This is a genomic window from Pedococcus sp. P2_D9, from assembly GCF_056404275.1.
Genome location: NZ_JBFUEI010000015.1, coordinates 20,401 through 39,020 on the forward strand (window position 1 = coordinate 20,401; position 18,620 = coordinate 39,020).

At 71.4% G+C, this 18,620-nt stretch carries 7 protein-coding genes; 4 read left to right on the forward strand and 3 right to left on the reverse strand.

What is annotated here, in order from left to right; translation table 11 throughout:
• The first annotated feature begins 72 nt into the window (after positions 1-72).
• From AC1DXJ_RS18935 to AC1DXJ_RS18950, 4 genes are all read left to right on the forward strand, one after another.
• Positions 73-4,224, forward strand: coding sequence for an nSTAND1 domain-containing NTPase (locus tag AC1DXJ_RS18935; protein WP_477637669.1), 4,152 nt, complete (start codon positions 73-75; stop codon positions 4,222-4,224).
• Between the two features lie 4 nt (positions 4,225-4,228).
• Positions 4,229-8,455, forward strand: a complete 4,227-nt coding sequence (locus AC1DXJ_RS18940) for an nSTAND1 domain-containing NTPase (protein WP_477637670.1) — start codon at positions 4,229-4,231, stop codon at positions 8,453-8,455.
• 17 nt (positions 8,456-8,472) lie between these two features.
• Positions 8,473-8,997 (forward strand): 2'-5' RNA ligase family protein, encoded by a 525-nt coding sequence (locus tag AC1DXJ_RS18945; protein WP_477614701.1) that lies wholly within the window; start codon positions 8,473-8,475, stop codon positions 8,995-8,997.
• Positions 8,998-9,087: 90 nt separating this feature from the next.
• Positions 9,088-13,254, forward strand: coding sequence for an nSTAND1 domain-containing NTPase (locus tag AC1DXJ_RS18950; protein WP_477614700.1), 4,167 nt, complete (start codon positions 9,088-9,090; stop codon positions 13,252-13,254).
• Here the strand turns inward: AC1DXJ_RS18950 and AC1DXJ_RS18955 are convergent.
• Genes AC1DXJ_RS18955 through mfd form a run of 3 tightly spaced genes read right to left on the reverse strand, consistent with a single transcriptional unit; the run spans position 13,212 to position 18,416 of the window.
• Positions 13,212-14,228, reverse strand: a complete 1,017-nt coding sequence (locus AC1DXJ_RS18955; protein WP_477614699.1) for a MazG family protein — start codon at positions 14,226-14,228, stop codon at positions 13,212-13,214. The two genes, AC1DXJ_RS18950 and AC1DXJ_RS18955, sit on opposite strands and share 43 nt — an antisense overlap.
• Positions 14,229-14,258: 30 nt before the next feature.
• Positions 14,259-14,783 (reverse strand): SurA N-terminal domain-containing protein, encoded by a 525-nt coding sequence (locus tag AC1DXJ_RS18960; protein ID WP_477614698.1) that lies wholly within the window; start codon positions 14,781-14,783, stop codon positions 14,259-14,261.
• A 36-nt stretch (positions 14,784-14,819) separates the two neighbouring features.
• Positions 14,820-18,416 carry a transcription-repair coupling factor gene (gene mfd / locus AC1DXJ_RS18965; RefSeq protein WP_477637671.1) on the reverse strand — a complete coding sequence of 1,199 codons (3,597 nt, stop codon included), beginning with the start codon at positions 18,414-18,416 and terminating at the stop codon, positions 14,820-14,822.
• Positions 18,417-18,620 lie beyond the last annotated feature (204 nt).

Sequence of the window (18,620 nt, forward strand, 5' to 3'; positions counted from 1 at the left end):
CCCGAGCCTGGCGGTATCACGGCGGTAACGCGGCGGTTGACGGCGGACCAGCATGGGTCGACCGTCAGGGGTATGGGTATCGGCGTCCTCGGCCCACTGGAGCTCGACGGAGCGGAGTCCGCTCTCGGGCTGCGAGACCGCGTCGTGCTGCAGGCACTCGCTGTGCGCCACGGACTGCCGGTCAGCGCCGACACCCTCGCCGAGGCGCTGTGGGGCGAGAGCCCTCCGAGCTCCTGGACCAAGATCGTCCAGGGATGCGTCGTCCGACTGCGCAAGGCACTGGGCGCTGACACCATCGAGACCTCGACCCAGGGCTACCGGCTCCAGGTCCACCGTGACCACCTCGACCACGTCCGCTTCGAACACCTCCTGGACCGCGGCCGTCAGCTGACGGGCGCCCGCGAACCCGACCGCGCGGCATACCTGTTGCGTGAGGCGCTCGAGCTCTGGCGAGGCGAGCCCTTCGCCGAGCTGGTCGAGTGGGCGCCGGGTCGGGCGGAAGCCGAGCGGCTCGTCGAGCTGCGGCACGACGCCGAGGACCTGCTCACCGAAGCCCAGCTGCTTGCCGGGAGGCACGGCGACGTCCTGGGTGAGCTGCACCGCATGGTCACCCAGCAACCCACCCGTGAGCGGAGGTGGGGCCTCCTCGCCCTCGCGCAGTACCAAGCCGGCCGCCAGGCGGAGGCCCTTGCGACGCTCCAACGCGCCCGCGCCACCCTCGTCAACGAGTTCGGACTCGACCCGGGACCACAGCTCGCCGAGCTCGAGAAGGCGATCCTGCGCCAGGACCCCGCACTGGTCACCCAGGGCGCCGCACCCGTGACGGAGGCAGTATGTCCCTACCTCGGACTGGTCGCCTACGACGTCGATGACGCCCCGGCATACTTCGGCCGCGAGGCGGACGTGGTGGCCTGTCTGCAACGGCTCGACGCGGTCGGGGTCTTGGCCGTGGTGGGGCCGTCCGGATGTGGCAAGTCCTCGCTGATCCGGGCAGGGGTCGCCGCGGCGCTGGCGCGCGACGGCCACAACCTGAAGATCGTCACGCCCGGAGCCCACCCGGAGGAGGTGCTGGCCCAGGCGCCGTCGCGGGCCGGTGCGGTGTTCGTGGTCGATCAGTGCGAGGAAGCCCTGAGCCTGCCGGAGGCCTCCCCGGAGCGCGAGGCGTTCTTCGCGGGACTGGTCCAGTTCGCTGCCCGTGGTCGGCTCGTCCTCTCGCTGCGCGCGGACCGGCTCGGGGAGCTCGCTGTGCATCCCGAGTTCGCGCACCTGGCGGAGAAGGGGCTCTACCTGTTGGGCGGCATGGGAGCTGTCGAGCTGCGCAGCGCGATCGACGGTCCTGCCGCGCAGGCGGGGCTGAGGCTGGAGCCGGGGCTGGTGGACCTGCTCGTGCGCGAGGTCGAGGGGTCACCGGGGGCACTGCCCCTCCTGTCTCACGTGTTGCGCCAGACGTGGCGGCGCCGCGAGGGCGACACCTTGACCGTGCAGGGGTATGCCGCGACCGGAGGTGTGCGCGAAGCCGTCGCCCAGTCCGCCGAACGGCTCTACCGCGAGCTGTCCGTGAGTCAGCAGGGCATGCTCCGCGACCTGATGGTGCGGCTGGTCTCGTCGGACGACGCCGGCGAACCCGTGCGCACCCGGGTTTCGCGACGGATCGCGGCCTCGGACGACGAGCACACCGCGGTGGTCGAGGCGCTGGTGGGCGCTCGACTGCTCAGCAGCGACGGAGACACCGTCGAGATCGCCCACGAGTCCTTGGCCGTCGCGTGGCCGCGGCTGCGGTCGTGGCTGGACGACGACGTCGACGGACTGCGGATCATGCGCCACCTCACCGTGGCCGCCGAGAGCTGGGACCAGCTGGCACGACCTGACAGCGAGCTCTACCGCGGGGTCCGGCAGGCCCGCGCAGCGGAATGGCGACGAGGCCACGACCCGGAGCTGACACCTCCGGAGCGGGCCTTCCTCGACGCCTCGGCCGAGCTGGCCGAGACCGAGCAGCGCGCCACCGAGGAGCAGGTCCGCCGGGAACGCCGCTCCAACCAGCGGCTTCGCGCCGGCCTCGCAGCAGTCGCGGCACTGCTCGCGGTGGCGATCGTCGCCGGCGCACTGGCCAAGACCGCCGCAGACCGGGCCGACCAGCAGTCGACCGTGGCCGACGCACGACGTCTCGGCGCCGAGGCGCTCCGTGCGCCCAACATGGACGTGGCGCTGCTCCTGGCGGTCGCCGCGACCCGGCTCGACGACTCCCCCGACACGCGAACCAACCTCAGCGCCGTGCTGGACCGCTCGCCCGACCTCATCGGCACAGCGGGGGTGCTCTCGCCGAATGCGGTATCGGTGCGGCCGGACGGGCGGACCGTGGCAGTCGGCGGGAACACCACCGGAGTCACCGTCTTCGACGCCGTCACTCGAGCCGAGGTCGCTCGCAACCACGACCTGCCCGCCCGGGCGGTCCGCTTCAACCCCGACGGCTCCCAGCTGGTGGCCTCGGTCAACCCCTGGACGAAAACAGGGGAGCGTCGCGTCGACCCGGTCCCCCTGCGGATGCTCGACCCCGAGACGGCCGCGCTGTCCGACACCCAGCTGGGCGGCATGCCCATCGGACGGGTGGTCCACGGCAGCTTCGGCTTCAGTCACAACGGTCGCTGGCTGGCAGCAGGGTTCATCCACCCGGTTGAGACGGACGAGGACACCTGGTTCCGGGTGTGGGATACCCGGGCCCTCGATCGCCCGGTGGCGGCCTTCACCGCCCACCTGTTGACCCAGGCCGGACTCGCCGTGAGCGACGACGGCAGGCGCCTGTTCTCGAACGCCTATGACAACAGCATCCATGCGTTCGACGTGAAGACCGGCCGGGAGTTCGGCGCCATGTCAGCCAACGGTGCGTTCGCCCTCAGCCCCGACGGCTCGACTCTCGCCGTGGCCCGTGACAACCAGCTGGCCCTGCTCGACCCCAAGTCGCTGAAGGTGCGGTCCGCGATCGACGAGGGTGGCCAGGTGGACAGCGTCGTGTACTCGCCCAAGGGGGACCTGCTCAGCTACATGGTCGGCGAGACTCTCGTGGTGTCACCGGTAGGCGTTGCTGAAGGAACGCACGTCCGGTGGGATGGGGTGGGGGGCCCTGCGGAGTTCAGCCCGGACGGACGGACCATCTGGACCACGCGGGGCGAGCTGCTGATGGCCTACGACCTCGTGGGCGATCGCCGCTTCGTGCGCTCTGTGTCCGTCCAACCGCATCCCGCCTCGGCACGGCTCGAGTACCCAGCGGTGTCTCCCGACGGGCAGAAGGTTGGGTACCTCGTCTCCGACGGCGAGGAGTCGTTCGGCGTGCAGTTCCTCGACGTGTTGTCGGGGACCTGGACTCCGCCATCGGCGTTGAGACCGAGCAATGCGTACTTCTCCGACCTCGCGTGGCGGACGGACAGCGCGGTCTTGGCCAGCGACTGGAACGACAAGTGGGTCGACCTGTGGGACGGGGTCACCGGGAAGGCTGCGGGGAGGCACCGGGTGCCCGACCGCTTCGGAGTCGCCGACTCGGTCAGGATCAGCGGCGACGGCACACGACTGGTGGTGGGAACGCACAAGGGCTGGGTGTACTCCGCCGACGCCACCACGCTGCAGATCCTCGGCAAGCCCGTTCAGGTGAAGGCCGACCTGCCCACCTATGGCCTCGCCACGAACAGTGACGGCACGCAGGCGCTGGTGCGGGTCGACAACGAGGTGCGGTTGTTGGATCTCATGCAGGGGCGGGTGACCAAGACTGCGGAGCTCGACTTCTTCCCCGAGTTCTGGGCGTGGACGCCCGATCAGACGGACATCGTCGTCGTCGGGAGCCTCCAGTCCATGGGCGGCGGTGCCATCGTGCTCCTGGGCCCGAGCGACCTGTCCATCAGGGTCAAGAAGTCCGGGCCGAACCTGATCTGGGGCGGGATCCATTTCTCACCAGAGGGAGATCGGTTCATGACCACGGGGCTGGACCGCGCCGGCCTCTGGGACGTGGCGACGGCGAGCCTGTTGGGCTCGGTCGGTATCGAGGGCACCAGCTACGCAGGGTTTGCCCACGGCACCTCGGAGGTGCTCATCGCCTCGCCGGACGGAAAGGTCTCCCTCTGGGACCCACGGCCCGAGACCGCGGTCAAGGCCGCCTGCCGGATCGCGGGGCGCGACCTGACCGACGAGGAATGGCGCACCTACCTGCCCGACCGCGAACGCGTGAAGGTCTGCTGAGACAGTGGGAATCGGCGTCCTGGGTCCACTGGAGCTCGACGGAGCGGAGTCCGCTCTCGGGCTGCGAGACCGCGTCGTGCTGCAAGCCCTCGCCGTGCGTCACGGCCGACCGGTGAGTGCTGACACCCTCGCCGAGGCGCTGTGGGCCGACGACCCTCCGACCTCGTGGACCAAGGTCGTCCAGGGCTGCGTCGTCCGACTGCGCAAGGCGCTCGGCGCCGACACCATCGAGACCTCGACGCAGGGCTACCGGCTCCAGGTCCACCGTGACCACCTCGACCACCTGCGATTCGAACACCTCCTGGACCGGGCGCGTCAGCTGACGGCTGGCGGCGAACCGGACCGAGCGGCATACCTGCTGCGTGAGGCGCTCGAGCTCTGGCGAGGCGAGCCGTTCGCCGAGCTGGTCGAGTGGGCGCCCGGGCGCGCGGAGGCCGAGCGGCTGGTCGAGCTCCGGCACGACGCCGAGGACCTGCTCACCGAGGCGCAGCTGCGTGCCGGACACCACCGCGAGGCCATCGCGCCGGCGCTGCGCCTCGTCCACGAGCAGCCGATGCGCGAGCGCCGCTGGGGCCTCCTCGCGTTGGCGCAGTACCAGGGGGGCCGCCAGGGCGACGCCCTGCAGACCCTGCAGCAGGCCCGCCGGGTGCTGGTCGACGAGCTCGGACTGGACCCCGGTGACGACCTCGTCGCGCTCGAGCGGGCCATCCTCAACCAGGACCCCTCCCTCGCCGTCGCGGCAGCCATCCCCGAGGCGACGTCCGAGTGCCCCTACCTCGGGCTCGTGGCCTACGACGTCAGCGACGCCGCAGCCTTCTTCGGCCGGGAGGAGGTGACCGCAGCCTGTCTGCGCCGCCTCGACCAGGCGGGCGTTCTCGCCGTGGTGGGACCTTCTGGGTCTGGCAAGTCGTCGCTCGCCCGGGCCGGCGTGGCCGCCGCCCTGGAAGGCGACGGCCGGGTCGTGCACGTGCTCACGCCGGGCATCCACCCGATGAAGGCCCTGAGCGGCGTCCCCACCCGTCCCGGCACGGTGCTCGTCGTGGACCAGTGCGAGGAGGCCCTCGCCGTCGACGAGGCCTCGCCGGAGCGAGTCGAGTTCTTCGCGGCCCTGGTCGAGTTCGCCCAGCGCCACTCGCTGGTGGTCACGTTGCGCGCGGACCGGCTGGGTGAGCTGTCTCCCCACGGCGACTTCGCACGGCTCGTCGAGTCTGGCCTCTACCTGCTGGGCCCGATGACCGAGCCCGACCTGCGACGGGCCATCGAGGGCCCCGCCGCCCAGGCGGGACTGCGGCTCGAACCGGGGCTGGTCGACCTGCTCGTGCGCGAGGTCGTGGGGCAGCCCGCCGCCCTCCCGCTCCTGTCCCACGTGCTTCGCCAGACGTGGCGCCACCGCGAGGGCGGCACCCTCACGGTCGAGGGGTATGCCGCGACGGGTGGCCTTCGCGAGGCGGTGGCGCAGTCCGCAGAGGGGGTCTTCCGCGCACTGGACCCGGAGCGCCAGGCGATGCTCCGGGACCTGATGCTGAGGCTGGTGACACCTGACGAGGGCGGTGACCCGGTGCGCACCCGGGTTCCTCGTCGCTCGGTGACTGGGGACGAGCAACACCTGATGCTGGTGGAGCAGCTGGTCGGAGCTCGGCTGTTGGCCACGGACGGTGACACCGTGGAGATCGCCCACGAGTCCCTCGCGGCGGCGTGGCCGCGCCTGCGGTTGTGGCTGGACGAGGACGTCGACGGGTTGCGCACGCTACGCCACCTCACGGTCGCCGCCGAGAGCTGGGATGAGCTCGGTCGCCCCGACAGCGAGCTGTACCGAGGCGTCCGCCAGGCGCGCGCGGCTGAATGGCACCAGCGGGCCAGTGCCACGCTGACGGACATCGAACGTGACTTCCTGCACGACTCTGCTGCGCTGGCCGAGAAGGAGCAACGGGCCACCGAAGCGCAGGTTCGGCGGGAGCGGCAGCTCAACCAGCGGCTCCGCCTCGGACTGGCGGCTGTCGCGGCCCTGCTGGCCGTCGCGATCGTCGCCGGGGCTGTGGCGTTCACCGCCCGGGACAAAGCCGACCGCCAAGCCGCGGCGGCGTCCGCGAAGGCGCGTGCCGCGGACGCCCGTCGTCTCGGTGCGGAGGCACTGCGGTCCGACGAGGTCGACCGGTCGCTGCTCCTCGCAGCGGCGGGGGTCTCGCTGGACGACTCCGTGGACACGCGGACGAACCTGCTGGCCACCCTCGACCGCGCCCCGGCGCTCACCGGAAGCGCTCGAAGCGCCGGCCGGATCTTCCACCTGGCGGTCAACACCGCAACGGACCAGGTGGCGGTCATGGCCGCTGACGGCACCGGACTCGAGCTCTACGACGGACCGACCCTGCGCCGGGTCTCGCTGCCGGAGAAGCTCGTCGGCGGATCGGTCGTCGCCCGACCGGATGGACAGGGCTACGCGGTGACGATCTCGGGCGACCTGGTCGAGGACGGGAAGGAGCCGCCCGTCCTGCTGCTGGACCGAACCGGCGCCCGGTCCGCGGTCCAGCTGGGGGGCATCCCCGCCCGGTACCAGGTCCTCGACATGGGCTTCCCCCGCCGCTGGTACCTCGGCTACTCCCCCACCAGTCGATGGTTCGCGGTGTCCCTCGTGCGCATGCCGGAGGACGGACGCACCCTCACCTTCGTCTGGGACCTCAAGTCCCCCAGCCGGCCGGTGGCACGGCTCGAGCTCGGGTGGGTGGGCAGCGCGGCGACCATCAGCCCGGACGGGCGCACCTTGTTCTCGGGCGCCTACGGCCTGGACCTCGTGCCCGGTGGAAAGGGCCGCCTCCTCGTCACCGACCTCCCCAGCGGGACGACGCGCCGGGCCCTGGCCCCGGCCGACCTCGCGGTCCGTCAGCTGGACGACGTGCTGGCGCAGAGCCCGGACGGCCGGACCCTGGCGGTGGGTGCCGGTGTCGAGGTGGTCCTGGTGGACACCGCCACCCTGAAGGCGCGAGCTCACCTCTCCGGACAGGGCGCGACCCAGGCCCTGGCCTTCTCGCCGGACGGCACCCACCTGGCGGCGAGCGGCGACCGCCTGACGGTGTGGGACCTGAGTGGTGACGATCCGGTGGAGGTGCTTGCCCAGGACGGGGACGCCGACGACCCTGCGTTCAGCCGCGACGGGAAGACCCTCTACACCAAGACCATCGGGGGACTCATCCAGGCGTGGGACCTCGCCGGCAGCCGCCGCTTCCTCCGGGCGGGGCCCAGTGAGCATCTGGACTGGCCCGACTACTGGGGCCGGTTCTCCCCTGACCGGTCCAAGGTCGCCTACGTGCGAAACGGACCTCGGTTCCGCGTCCGTGACGTCACGACCGGCAAGCTCGGTCCGGAGGTCGCCCCCGCCATGGCGCAGGGGGGCTACATGGACATCGCCTGGCACCCCGACAGCACCATCCTCAACATGACCTCCGGTGACCCGTCGGTCCGGACCTGGGACAGCACCACAGGCCGTCAGCTCGCCGAACGACGGCTTGCACCCGCTCCGTCCGACGAAGCTGCCGCCGTCGCCTTCTTCAGCCTCGACGGGAAGTACCTGCTCGTCGGCAGCAGTGCGGGGCGGCTCCACGTGCTCGACGCCCACACGCTCGTCCCCACCCGAAAACCGATCCAGGTGTACAAGAAGGCGAAAGGCGAGCCTGATCCGCAAGCCGTCGAGAACTTCGTCCCGAGCGGGGACCACCACACGGCATACCTCAACGACGCCATCGTGGACTATGTCGCCGGGACGGTCCGTCCGATGCCGGACCTCGGCTTCCCGGTGGTGGACCTGTATCCCTCGCCCGACGGAAAGCGCTTGATCGTGGGCACCGGCCCGACCGGGACCGGGTTGCTCGACGCCACGACGATGACGTGGATCTCCCGACCGAGCGCGGCCCAGGCCGGGCTGGTGGGTTACCTGACTTCGTGGAGCGAGGACGGGGCGCTGGTCGCCAGTGTCAACGACGGCCACCTGAGCTACTGGGACGGACGGAAGGGCACCTTCCTCGGCACGGCGAGCGTGCCGTCGCCAGGGGCCCCGGCCTTCTCCGCGGACGACAGACGACTCCAATTCGCGGGCGACGACGGCTCCCTCCTCAGCTGGGACCTCGACCCCCGCTCGTGGGTCGCGGCAGCCTGCCGGCTCGCAGGACGCGCCCTGACCGAGCAGGAGTGGCACAACTACCTGCCGGAACGCTCGTTCCAGCCGGTCTGCGCCTCCTGACCAAGCAGAATGCCAGTGTGGCGCTCGCCGTCTGCCTCCTCTTCGACCCGGACACCGACCGGGCGATCCGACAGCTCTGGACGGCGCTGGAGGACGCCGGGATCGGCACGTTGCTGAGCCACACCCACCAGCGCCACGTGCCACACCTTTCGTATGCCGTGCTCCGCACCTTCGACGTCGAGGCGGTGGCCGGGGTTGTCGGAGGTCTTGCCGGTGGCCCGGCCCTCGACCTGCGGTTCGACGCCGTGGGGCTGTTCACCCGTGGGCGAGGCGCACTGTTGACGCCGGCCACCCGGGCGCTGCTCGACCGCCACCAGGCCGTGGTCACGGCCGTCAACGGCACCGGGGCGGATCTGCACTGGCACTACCGGCCGGGGCGATGGATTCCCCACTGCAGCCTCACCACCGGGACCAGCCAGGAGCTTCTGCCCACCGCCGCTGTCCGCGCCTTCGACGTGCTGCCCCTGGTCGGGCGGGCGGAGTCGGCAGCGCTGATCGACAGCGGCACCGGCCAGCGCTGGCCACTCGCCACCCTCCCCTGACCCCTTGCCGGTGTCGCCCTCGTGCTCCGCCGGTGTCAACCCGGTGTCAGGCCTGTTGACGCCACCGTTGGGGAGGGTCACTGTCGGGACATGCGCATCGCGCTGCTCGGATCCTTGCAGGTCAACGACGGTCGGACGACTCTCGGTCCGCGCGACCGCGTCATCCTCCAAGCCCTGGCCACCCGACCCGGCACCGAGCTCAGTGCCGAGGCTCTCGCGGAGACGCTGTGGGGCGAGGACCTGCCCGGGACCTGGCAGAAGGTCGTGCAGGGCTGCATCGTCAGGCTTCGCAAGTCCCTCGGCGCGGAGGCGATCCAGACTTCACCGCGTGGCTACCGCTTGGTCCTGCACCAGGACGAGGTGGACCACCTCCACTTCGAGCACCTCCTCTCTCGGGCTCGCGAGCTGCTGGCGAACGGGGAGCCCGAGCGGGCCCTCTACGTGTCGGGACAGGCCCGGGAGCTCTGGCGCGGGGAGCCGCTCGTCGACCTCGCGGACTGGGGCCCCGGCAGGGTCGAGGCCGAGCGGCTCGTCGAGCTCTGGCGCGACGCCGAGGATCTCCACGCGGAAGCGGGCCTGAGGTCCGGTCGCTACCAGGACGTCCTCGGAGACGCCCTGCGCATGGTCGCCGAGCAGCCGACCCGCGAACGGCGCTGGGGCCTCCTGGCCCTCGCGCAGTACCAGGCGGGCCGACAGGGGGATGCCCTCCAGACACTGCACCGCGCCAAGGCAACCCTCGTCAACGAGCTGGGCCTCGACCCCGGCCCAGAGCTCGCCCAGCTGGAGCAGGCGATCCTGCGCCAGGACCCTTCGCTGGCCGCCGAGACGGTCCTGCCGCCAACCAGTGCCGAGTGCCCCTACCTGGGCCTGGTTGCCTACGACGTCGCCGACGCCCCGGCGTTCTTCGGTCGCGAAGCCGACATCTCCGCCTGCCTGCGGCGCCTTGACGAGGGCCACGTCCTCGCCGTGGTCGGGCCTTCTGGATGTGGCAAGTCATCCTTGGCCCGTGCCGGCGTCGCCGCCGCGCTGGAGCGGGACGGACGCAGGGTCAGGGTGTTCTCTCCCGGCATTCACCCCACCGACTCACTGGCCGCCACGAACCCCCGCGCGACCGACGTCCTCGTCGTCGACCAGTGCGAGGAGGCTCTCGCGCTCGACCCCGACTCGAGCGAGCGCACGGAGTTCTTCGACCAGCTCGTCGCCTTCGCCACGCGAGGGCGCGGCGTCCTGGTCATCTCGATCCGGGCGGACCGGCTCGGCGAGCTCTCCGCTCACCCGGAGTTCGCCCGACTCGTCGAACGCGGGTTGTACCTGCTCGGTGGCATGACCCAGCCCGACCTGCGGCTCGCGATCGAGGGGCCAGCAGCGCAGGCGGGACTGCGGCTCGAGCCCGGCCTCGTCGACCTGCTCGTCCGCGAGGTCCAGGACGAACCGGCTGCCCTCCCGCTGCTGTCCCACGTCCTGCGCCAGACCTGGAAACGACGCGAGGGCCAGACGCTGACCGTCGCCGGCTACACCGCCACGGGCGGTATCCGGGAGGCGGTCTCCCAGTCGGCCGAGGGCCTCTTCCGCGACCTCACGCCCGGGCAGCAGGGAGTGCTCCGCGACCTCATGGTGCGGCTCGTCGCCCCCGACGACCTCGGCGAACCGGTGCGACAGCGGGTCCCACGCCGTTCGGTCGCCACCGACGAAGACCACACCCTGCTGATCGAGCGGCTGGTTGGCGCCCGCCTGCTCAGCACCGACGGCGAGACAGTGGAGATCGCCCACGAGGCGTTGGCCATGGCGTGGCCGCGGCTGCGGTCGTGGCTGGACGACGACGTCGACGGACTGCGCATCATGCGCCACCTCTCGGTCGCGGCAACCAGCTGGGACGACCTCGGCCGCCCCGACAGCGAGCTCTACCGGGGCGTGCGCCAGGCGCGAGCAGTCGAGTGGCGCGACGGTGCCAACCCGTCCCTCACCACCGCAGAGCAGGACTTCCTGACGGCGGGGGCCGCTCTTGCCGACACCGAACAGCGTGCGACCGAGGAACAGGTGCGACGCGAACGCCGCTCCAACCAGCGTCTCCGCGCCGGGCTGGCTGCCGTCGCCGCCTTGCTGGCCGTCGCCATCGTGGCCGGGGCGCTGGCCAAGACCGCCGCGGACCGGGCGGACCAACAGGCCCTCGTGGCCGACGCCCGACGCCTCGGGGCCGAGGCGCTGCGGACCGACGACCTCGACCGCTCCCTGCTGCTCGCCGCCGCGGCGGTCACGCTCGACGACACGGTGGACACCCGGAACGCGCTGTTGGCGACCCTGGACCGGGCCCCGGCGCTGATCGGCAGCGTGCGCAGCAGAGGTCGCGTCTTCAGCATGGACGTCAACAACTCCACCGGCCAGGTCGCGACCGCCGCGTCCGACGACGTGGGGCTCGAGCTGCGCGACGGCCGGACCCTGGACCCGGTCTCCACCCCGGCGAAGATCCTCGGGGTCGCGGTGGCCGCCAGCCCGGACGACGGTCGCTACGCCGTGTCGATGTGGACGGACCTGGTCGAGAGCGGCGGCGAGCCCCCCGTCGTCCTCCTCGAGAAGTCCGGAGCTCGGTCTGCCACGCAGCTCGGCGGCTTCCCGCCCGGGTACCACGCGTTCCAGAACCTGGGGTTCAGCCCCAACGGCCGCTGGCTGGTGGTCTCCATGTCGCACCTGCACGGCGAGAAGGGAGACGTCACCGCAGTGTGGGACCTGCGCTCGCCGGCCCAACCCGTGGCAACCCTGCAGCTGGGCGACGGGGTAGTCCCGAATGTCAGTCCCGACGGCCGCACCCTCTACTCGACCAACCCGGGCGGCGGACGGCTGGTGGTGACCGAGCTCCCGAGCGGCCGGACGCGACGGGTGATCGAGGCCCGTGATCTCGGCGTGCGCCAGCTCGAGGAGTCGCTGGTGCTGAGCCCGAACGGTCGGCTGCTGGCCGTCGGTGCCGGGGTGGAGACCGTCCTGGTGGACACTGCCACGCTCCGGCCGCAGACCTACCTGTCCGGACAGGGCCCGCGGAGCGGAGTGGCCTTCTCCCGCGACGGCACGCGGGTGGCGGCCGCGGGAGACCGGCTGGTGGTCTGGGCGCTCGAAGGGCACGGTGCCCGCGAGATCCTCGCCCAGGACAGCCCCGTCGGCAGCCCACGGTTCAGCCTCGACGGGCGGACCCTGTACACCAGCACGTTCGCCGGGCTGGTCCAGGCCTGGGACCTCGAGGGGGACCGGCGGTTCCTCGCCTCGAGCGCCGGGGAGTCCCCGGGCATGGGCGAACCCCTTGTCCGCGTCTCCCCCGATGGCGACAAGGTGGGCTATGTCGAGGGGGGCCCAGCGCTCCGGATCCGCGACGTCGCCACGGGGAAGCTGGGTCCGTTGATGCGGCCCGAGATGCGCCAGCGGAGCTACATCGACCTCGCCTGGCACCGCGACAACAAGACCCTGAACATCACCACCGGTGATCCCGTGGTCCGCACGTTCGACGCCGCCACCGGCCGGGTGCTTGCCGCACACCAGCTTGCGTCGACGGACTCGAGCGAGGGCGCCGCGATCGCCTTCTTCAGCCCCGACGGGAAGTACCTGCTCGTCGGCAGCACCACCGGGAGGCTGCACGTCCTGGACGCCCACACCCTGGCGCCGGCACGTGAGCCAATCCAGGTGCGCGAGCACAAGCCGGGCCCGCCGGAGGGCCTGGCCCTGTCAGGGTTCATGCCCAGTGGCGACCTCCACAGCGTCTACACCAACGACCTCATCGTGGACTACGTCACCGGAAAGGTCTGGCCGATGCCCGACCTCGGCGCCACCGTGCAGCTCGCGGTCCCCTCGCCGGATGGCAGCCGCCTGCTCGTGGACCTGGGCGACGCCGGTGTCGGCCTGCTCGACGCCGCCTCCTTGACATGGATCTCCCGTCCCAACGCCGCGCAGGCGCACCTGGTCGGCTACTTCACCAAGTTCAGCGACGACGGCACCCTCGTTGCGAGCGTGGCCGAGGGCAAGCTGAGCCACTGGGACGCCCGCACCGGGGCGTACCTCGGCTCCGCGACGGTGAATGAGGATGGCGACCCTGCCTTCACGAAGGACAACAGCCACATCCTCTTCGCCGGAAGCAGCGGGACCGTGCTCACCTGGACCATCGCCCCCCAGTCCTGGTTGGCCACGGCCTGCCGACTGGCCGGGCGTCCGCTCACCGAGCAGGAGTGGCGCAACTACCTGCCGGACCGCCCGTTCGTGCCGGTCTGCTCGTCCTGACCGAGGTCGCGCAGCGCCTGCCGCAGGACCTCCTCGGCCGAGACACCCTGAGCCCGCGCCTCGGCGACAAGGGCGAGCAGCCGTGCCGCCAGGTCCCCCTCGGGGTCACCCACCGCGGACAGGTCGCCTCCGGTCCGCTCCCAGCGAGCCAGCACCTTGTCGGCGGCGAGCAGGCTGGGCAACGACCTGGGTATGCCGTGGAGCAGCCCTTGGTGCCCGTCCTCACCGCCACCGTGCGGCGCCTTCTGCGCGCGCTCCGCGGCCTTGATCTGCTCCCACGCCTGCTCCACCTCGGCGGGGGTGGAGGCGTCGCCGTCGGCAAAGACGTGGGGGTGCCGGCGGACCAGCTTCTCGATGATCGCGCCGGCGACGTCGTCGACGTCGAAGGGCTCGGTGTCGTGCTCCTGGGCCACGCGAGCCTGGAAGACCACCTGGAGCAGCACGTCGCCGAGCTCCTCGCGGATGTGGTCACGGTCACCGGACTCGATCGCCTCGGCCGCTTCGTGGCTCTCCTCGATGAGGTACTTCACCAGCGACTCGTGGGTCTGCTCGGCGTCCCAGGGGCAGCCGCCGGGCGACCGGAGCCGGTCCATGACGGCCACGAGGTCGAGCAACCGCGAGCCGGGAACGTCCCACGACGCCACGAGCACCTCCACCTCCGGCGGCGCACCCAGCCGGGACACCTCCGAGGCGATCGCGTCGGTGAGCCCCGGGTCCCCGTGGGCCGAGGACACCCAGACGACGTCGGCCGGCTGTGCAGCGGCATCCATGAGGGTGCGCGCCAGCTCGGGCGGGGCGACGTCACCGAGGTGACGCACCGGCATACCCGCCTCTGACACGGCGTCGGCCAGTGGTTCGCTCTTGTCGCGCGCGAGGATCTGGTCCGCGGCGTCCAGTGCCTGCCACGCGGCTCGGGTGAAGAGGCCGGCTGCGATCCGCGGACTGCCGACCAGCAGGGTCAGCCGACCTGGCACCTGACCCGGCACCTCACCCGGCACCTGGTCTCAGCCCGCGGGGGTGGTGGCGGGTGCCGGCTGCGTCGGCTCGGCCTTGATCCAGTTGGGCTGGCTGACGTCGAAGCGGACGTTCTTGGCGTCGAAGGTGCCGTAGCGCGGGTTGAGCGTCACCTTCGCCTTGGAGGCGAGCTCGACGACCTTGCCCTGCTCCACGCTGGTCAGCTGCTGGGACGACAGGCTCGACTTCACGAGCTCGAGGGTGGCCGGCACCGGGTCCACGATGTTGGCGATGGCGGCCTTGGCCGCGGAGTCGGACAGGCCCTTGCCGGACTCCTCGGCGACCTGGTTGATGAAGGAGGCCATCACCAGGCTCGAGAGAGCGCTGGCCGTGTTGAGCGACGAGTCGGGGTAGGCCTTGGTGATCTGGGTGGTGGCCTCCTGGACCTCCTGCTCGCTGATCCGGTGTCCGTTGACGACCGCGGCGGTGTCGGCGGTCGCACAGCCGGACACGGCCAGCACCCCGACGACGACTGCCGTCACGATCGACCCACGCAGCGCACTCAATGCCTTCACGGACTACATCCTTCACTCGGTACAACGTGTGGTGGCTCAGCGGGCCGAAACCGTGTCCTGACCGGTGGCGACCCGGGCGGCGTCTGCGACGCTGCCCAGCAGCACGCCTCGGATGAGGTCACTGGCCCACTGCAAGACTGCCGTGTCGCGCAGCGGTTGGCCACCCACCCGAGCCGTCATCGGCTTCGGCACCAGAATGGTATGCAGCGCGTCCTTGACGAGCGACTTCGGGTAGAGCCGCTGCAGCCGCAGCTGCGCCGACTCGGGGAGGTCGACCGGCCCGAACCGGACGAAGTTGCCCTGCACCGAGATGTCCGCGACCCCTGCCTGCCGGGCCACCGTGCGCAGCCGAGCCACCTCCATGAGGTTGCGGACCGGCTCGGGCAGCGGGCCATAGCGGTCGACCAGCTCGGCCTCGATGTCGGCGAGCGCCTGTTCGTCGAGGACGCTGGCCAGCTTCTTGTAGGCCTCGAGGCGCAACCGCTCCCCAGGGACGTACTCGTGGGGAAGGTGGGCATCGACCGGGAGCTCGATCTTGATCTCGCCGGGCGCCGTCTCGCCGTCACCCCGGAAGTCGGCCACCGCTTCTCCGACGAGGCGTACGTAGAGGTCGAAGCCCACGCCGGCGATGTGCCCGGACTGCTCCCCGCCGAGCAGGTTGCCGGCGCCGCGGATCTCGAGGTCCTTCATGGCGATCTGGATGCCGGCACCGAGGTCGGTGTGGCTGGCCATGGTCTGCAGCCGGTCGTGGGCCGTCTCGGTCATCGGCTTCTCGGGTGGGTAGAGGAAGTAGCAGTAGGCCCGCTCGCGGCCTCGCCCGACCCGGCCGCGGAGCTGGTGCAGCTGGGAGAGGCCGAGGACGTCGGAGCGCTCGACGATGAGCGTGTTGGCGTTGGAGATGTCGAGGCCGGTCTCGACGATCGTCGTGCAGACCAGCACGTCGAACTTCTTGTCCCAGAAGTCGAGGACGACCTGCTCCAGCCTGTGCTCGCCCATCTTGCCGTGGGCGGTCGCCACGCGGGCCTCCGGCACGAGCTCGCGGATGCGGCTGGCGGCGCGCTCGATCGTCGACACCTTGTTGTGGACGAGGAAGACCTGCCCCTCGCGGAGCAGCTCGCGCCGGATGGCGGCCACGATCTGCTTCTCGTCGTAGGCACCGACATAGGTCAGGACCGGGTGCCGCTCCTCAGGAGGCGTGGCCAGCGTCGACATCTCGCGTATGCCGGTCACGGCCATCTCGAGCGTGCGCGGGATGGGGGTGGCCGACATGGCGAGCACGTCGACGGCGGTCCGCAGGGTCTTGAGCTGTTCCTTGTGCTCGACGCCGAAGCGCTGTTCCTCGTCGATGACAACGAGCCCGAGGTCCTTGTACTGGATCGTGCCGCCGAGCAGCCGGTGCGTTCCGATGACGAGGTCGACGCTGCCGTTGGCGAGGCCGGCGATCGTCTCGCGGGCCTCCTTGTCGCTCTGGAAGCGCGACAACGGGCGCACGACCACAGGGAACTGCTGATAGCGCTCGGTGAAGGTCTGCAGGTGCTGCTGGACCAGCAGCGTGGTCGGCACGAGCACGGCCACCTGCTTGCCGTCCTGGATCGCCTTGAACGCGGCGCGCACGGCGATCTCGGTCTTGCCGTAGCCGACGTCTCCGCAGATGAGGCGGTCCATCGGCACGGTGCGCTCCATGTCGGACTTGACCTCGTCGATCGAGCTGAGCTGGTCGGGGGTCTCGACGTAGGAGAACGCGTCCTCGAGCTCACGCTGCCAGGGGGTGTCCGGCGCGAAGGCATGGCCCTTGGTGGCCATCCGGGCCGAGTAGAGCTGGATCAGCTCGGCCGCGATCTGCTTGACGTACTTGCGCGCCCGGCCCTTGGTCTTGGCCCAGTCGCTGCCGCCCATCTTGTTGAGCGTGGGCATCTCGCCACCCACGTAGCGGGTGACCTGGTCGAGCTGGTCGGTGGGCACGAAGAGCCGGTCGCCCGGTTGACCCCGCTTGCCCGGGGCGTACTCGATGAGGAGGTACTCCCGGGTGGCGGCACCGATGGTGCGCTGTACCATCTCGACGAACTTGCCGACACCGTGCTGCTCGTGGACGACGTAGTCGCCCGGCTTGAGCTGGAGCGGGTCCACCTGGTTGCGCCGACGCGAGGGCATCTTGCGCATGTCCTTGGTGGAGCCACCCTGCCCCGGCGTGCCGGTGAGGTCGGTCTCGGTGATGAGGGCGAACTTGCTTGCAGGAGAGAGGAACCCGCTGCCGACGCTGCCCGTGGTCAGGTGAACCACGCCGTCGGAGAGGTCGGTCAGGTCGGCGTCGAGCCGCGCGGCGACGGACTCGTCGGCCAGCACCTCGGCGACGCGGCGGGCCAGCCCCGGCCCCTCCGTGACGACCACGACCCGCCAGCCGTCGGCGACCCAGTGCTGGAGGTCGGCGACGGCATCCGGGGTGCTGCCGCGGTACCGCGGCGCCTCCTCCAGGCCGGTGTTCACCACCACCGAGTCGCCCACGGCGAGCTCCTCGTCGGCGACGAACGGGCCGAGGTCCCACCACGGCATACCCGAGCCCTGGGCGTGGGCGCGGAGGTCGGCGAGGCTCCAGAACGACGCGGTGCCCAGGATCCCCTGCAGGTCGATCGGCACGGTGTTGCCGACGGCGGCGTTGGCCCAGCCGGCCTCGAGGAACTCCTGGCTCGTGGCCACGAGGTCGTGGGCGCGGGTGCGCACGCGTTCGGGGTCGCACAGGACCACGGCGGTGCCGTCGCGCAGGGTGTCGAGGACGCTCTCCATCCCGTCGACCAGGGCTGGGGCGAGGGACTCCATGCCCTCGACGGCGATGCCCTCGGCGAGCTTGGCGAGCAGGTCGACCGCTCCGGGCAGCTGGTCCATCAGGGCGGCGGCTCGAGCGCGCACCGAGTCGGTCAGCAGCACCTCGCGACAGGGCGGGGCCCACAGCCCGTGCTCGGCGACCTCGAGGCTGCGCTGGTCGGCGACCTTGAACCAGCGGATCTCCTCGACCGTGTCGCCCCAGAACTCGACCCGCACCGGGTGGTCCTCGGTGGGCGGGAAGACGTCGAGGATGCCGCCTCGCACCGCGAACTCCCCGCGCCGCTCCACGAGGTCGGTGCGCGTGTATGCCGCGGCCGCGAGGTGCTCGACGACCTCCTCGAGGGGCGCGTCGTCGCCGGCCTTGAGGGCGACCGGGGCGAGGTCACCCAGGCCCTGCGAAACCGGTTGCAGCACGGCCCGCACCGGGGCCACGACGACGTCGAGCGGGCCGTAGGTCGGGTCGGAGGAGTCGGGGTGCTTGAGCCGGCGCAGCACGGCCAGCCGCTTGCCGACGGTGTCGCTGCGCGGGCTGAGCCGCTCGTGGGGCAGGGTCTCCCAGGCCGGGAACTCGGCCACGCGGTCGTGGTCGAGGAAGCACCCGAGCGCCGCGACCAGGTCCTCGGCCTCGCGCGTCGTCGCCGTCACCGCGAGGATCGGCCGACCACTGTCGCGGGCCAGCGCGGCGATGAGGGCCGGCCTGGCACCGGCCGTGACGGCCAGGTCGGCGACCGGCTCTCCCGCGCGGGCGACCGCGAGAGCCCGACCGACGGCGGCATCGGCACCGAGGAGGTCGAGCAGCGGGGCGAGGGTCATGACGAGGCTCCTGGAGACAGCTTGGCGGGGGCGCAGCGGCCGCGTGGACAGCACGAAAGCCCCACATCAAACGACGTGCGGGTGGACGACGAATGGGGAGTGTCCACCACTCTAACCGCCGCCACCGACGGCCTCATCCACCGACGACGACGCCTGGAACACTGGGGCGTCTACAGCATTCGCAGGTGTCAGGGGTCCCTGCGC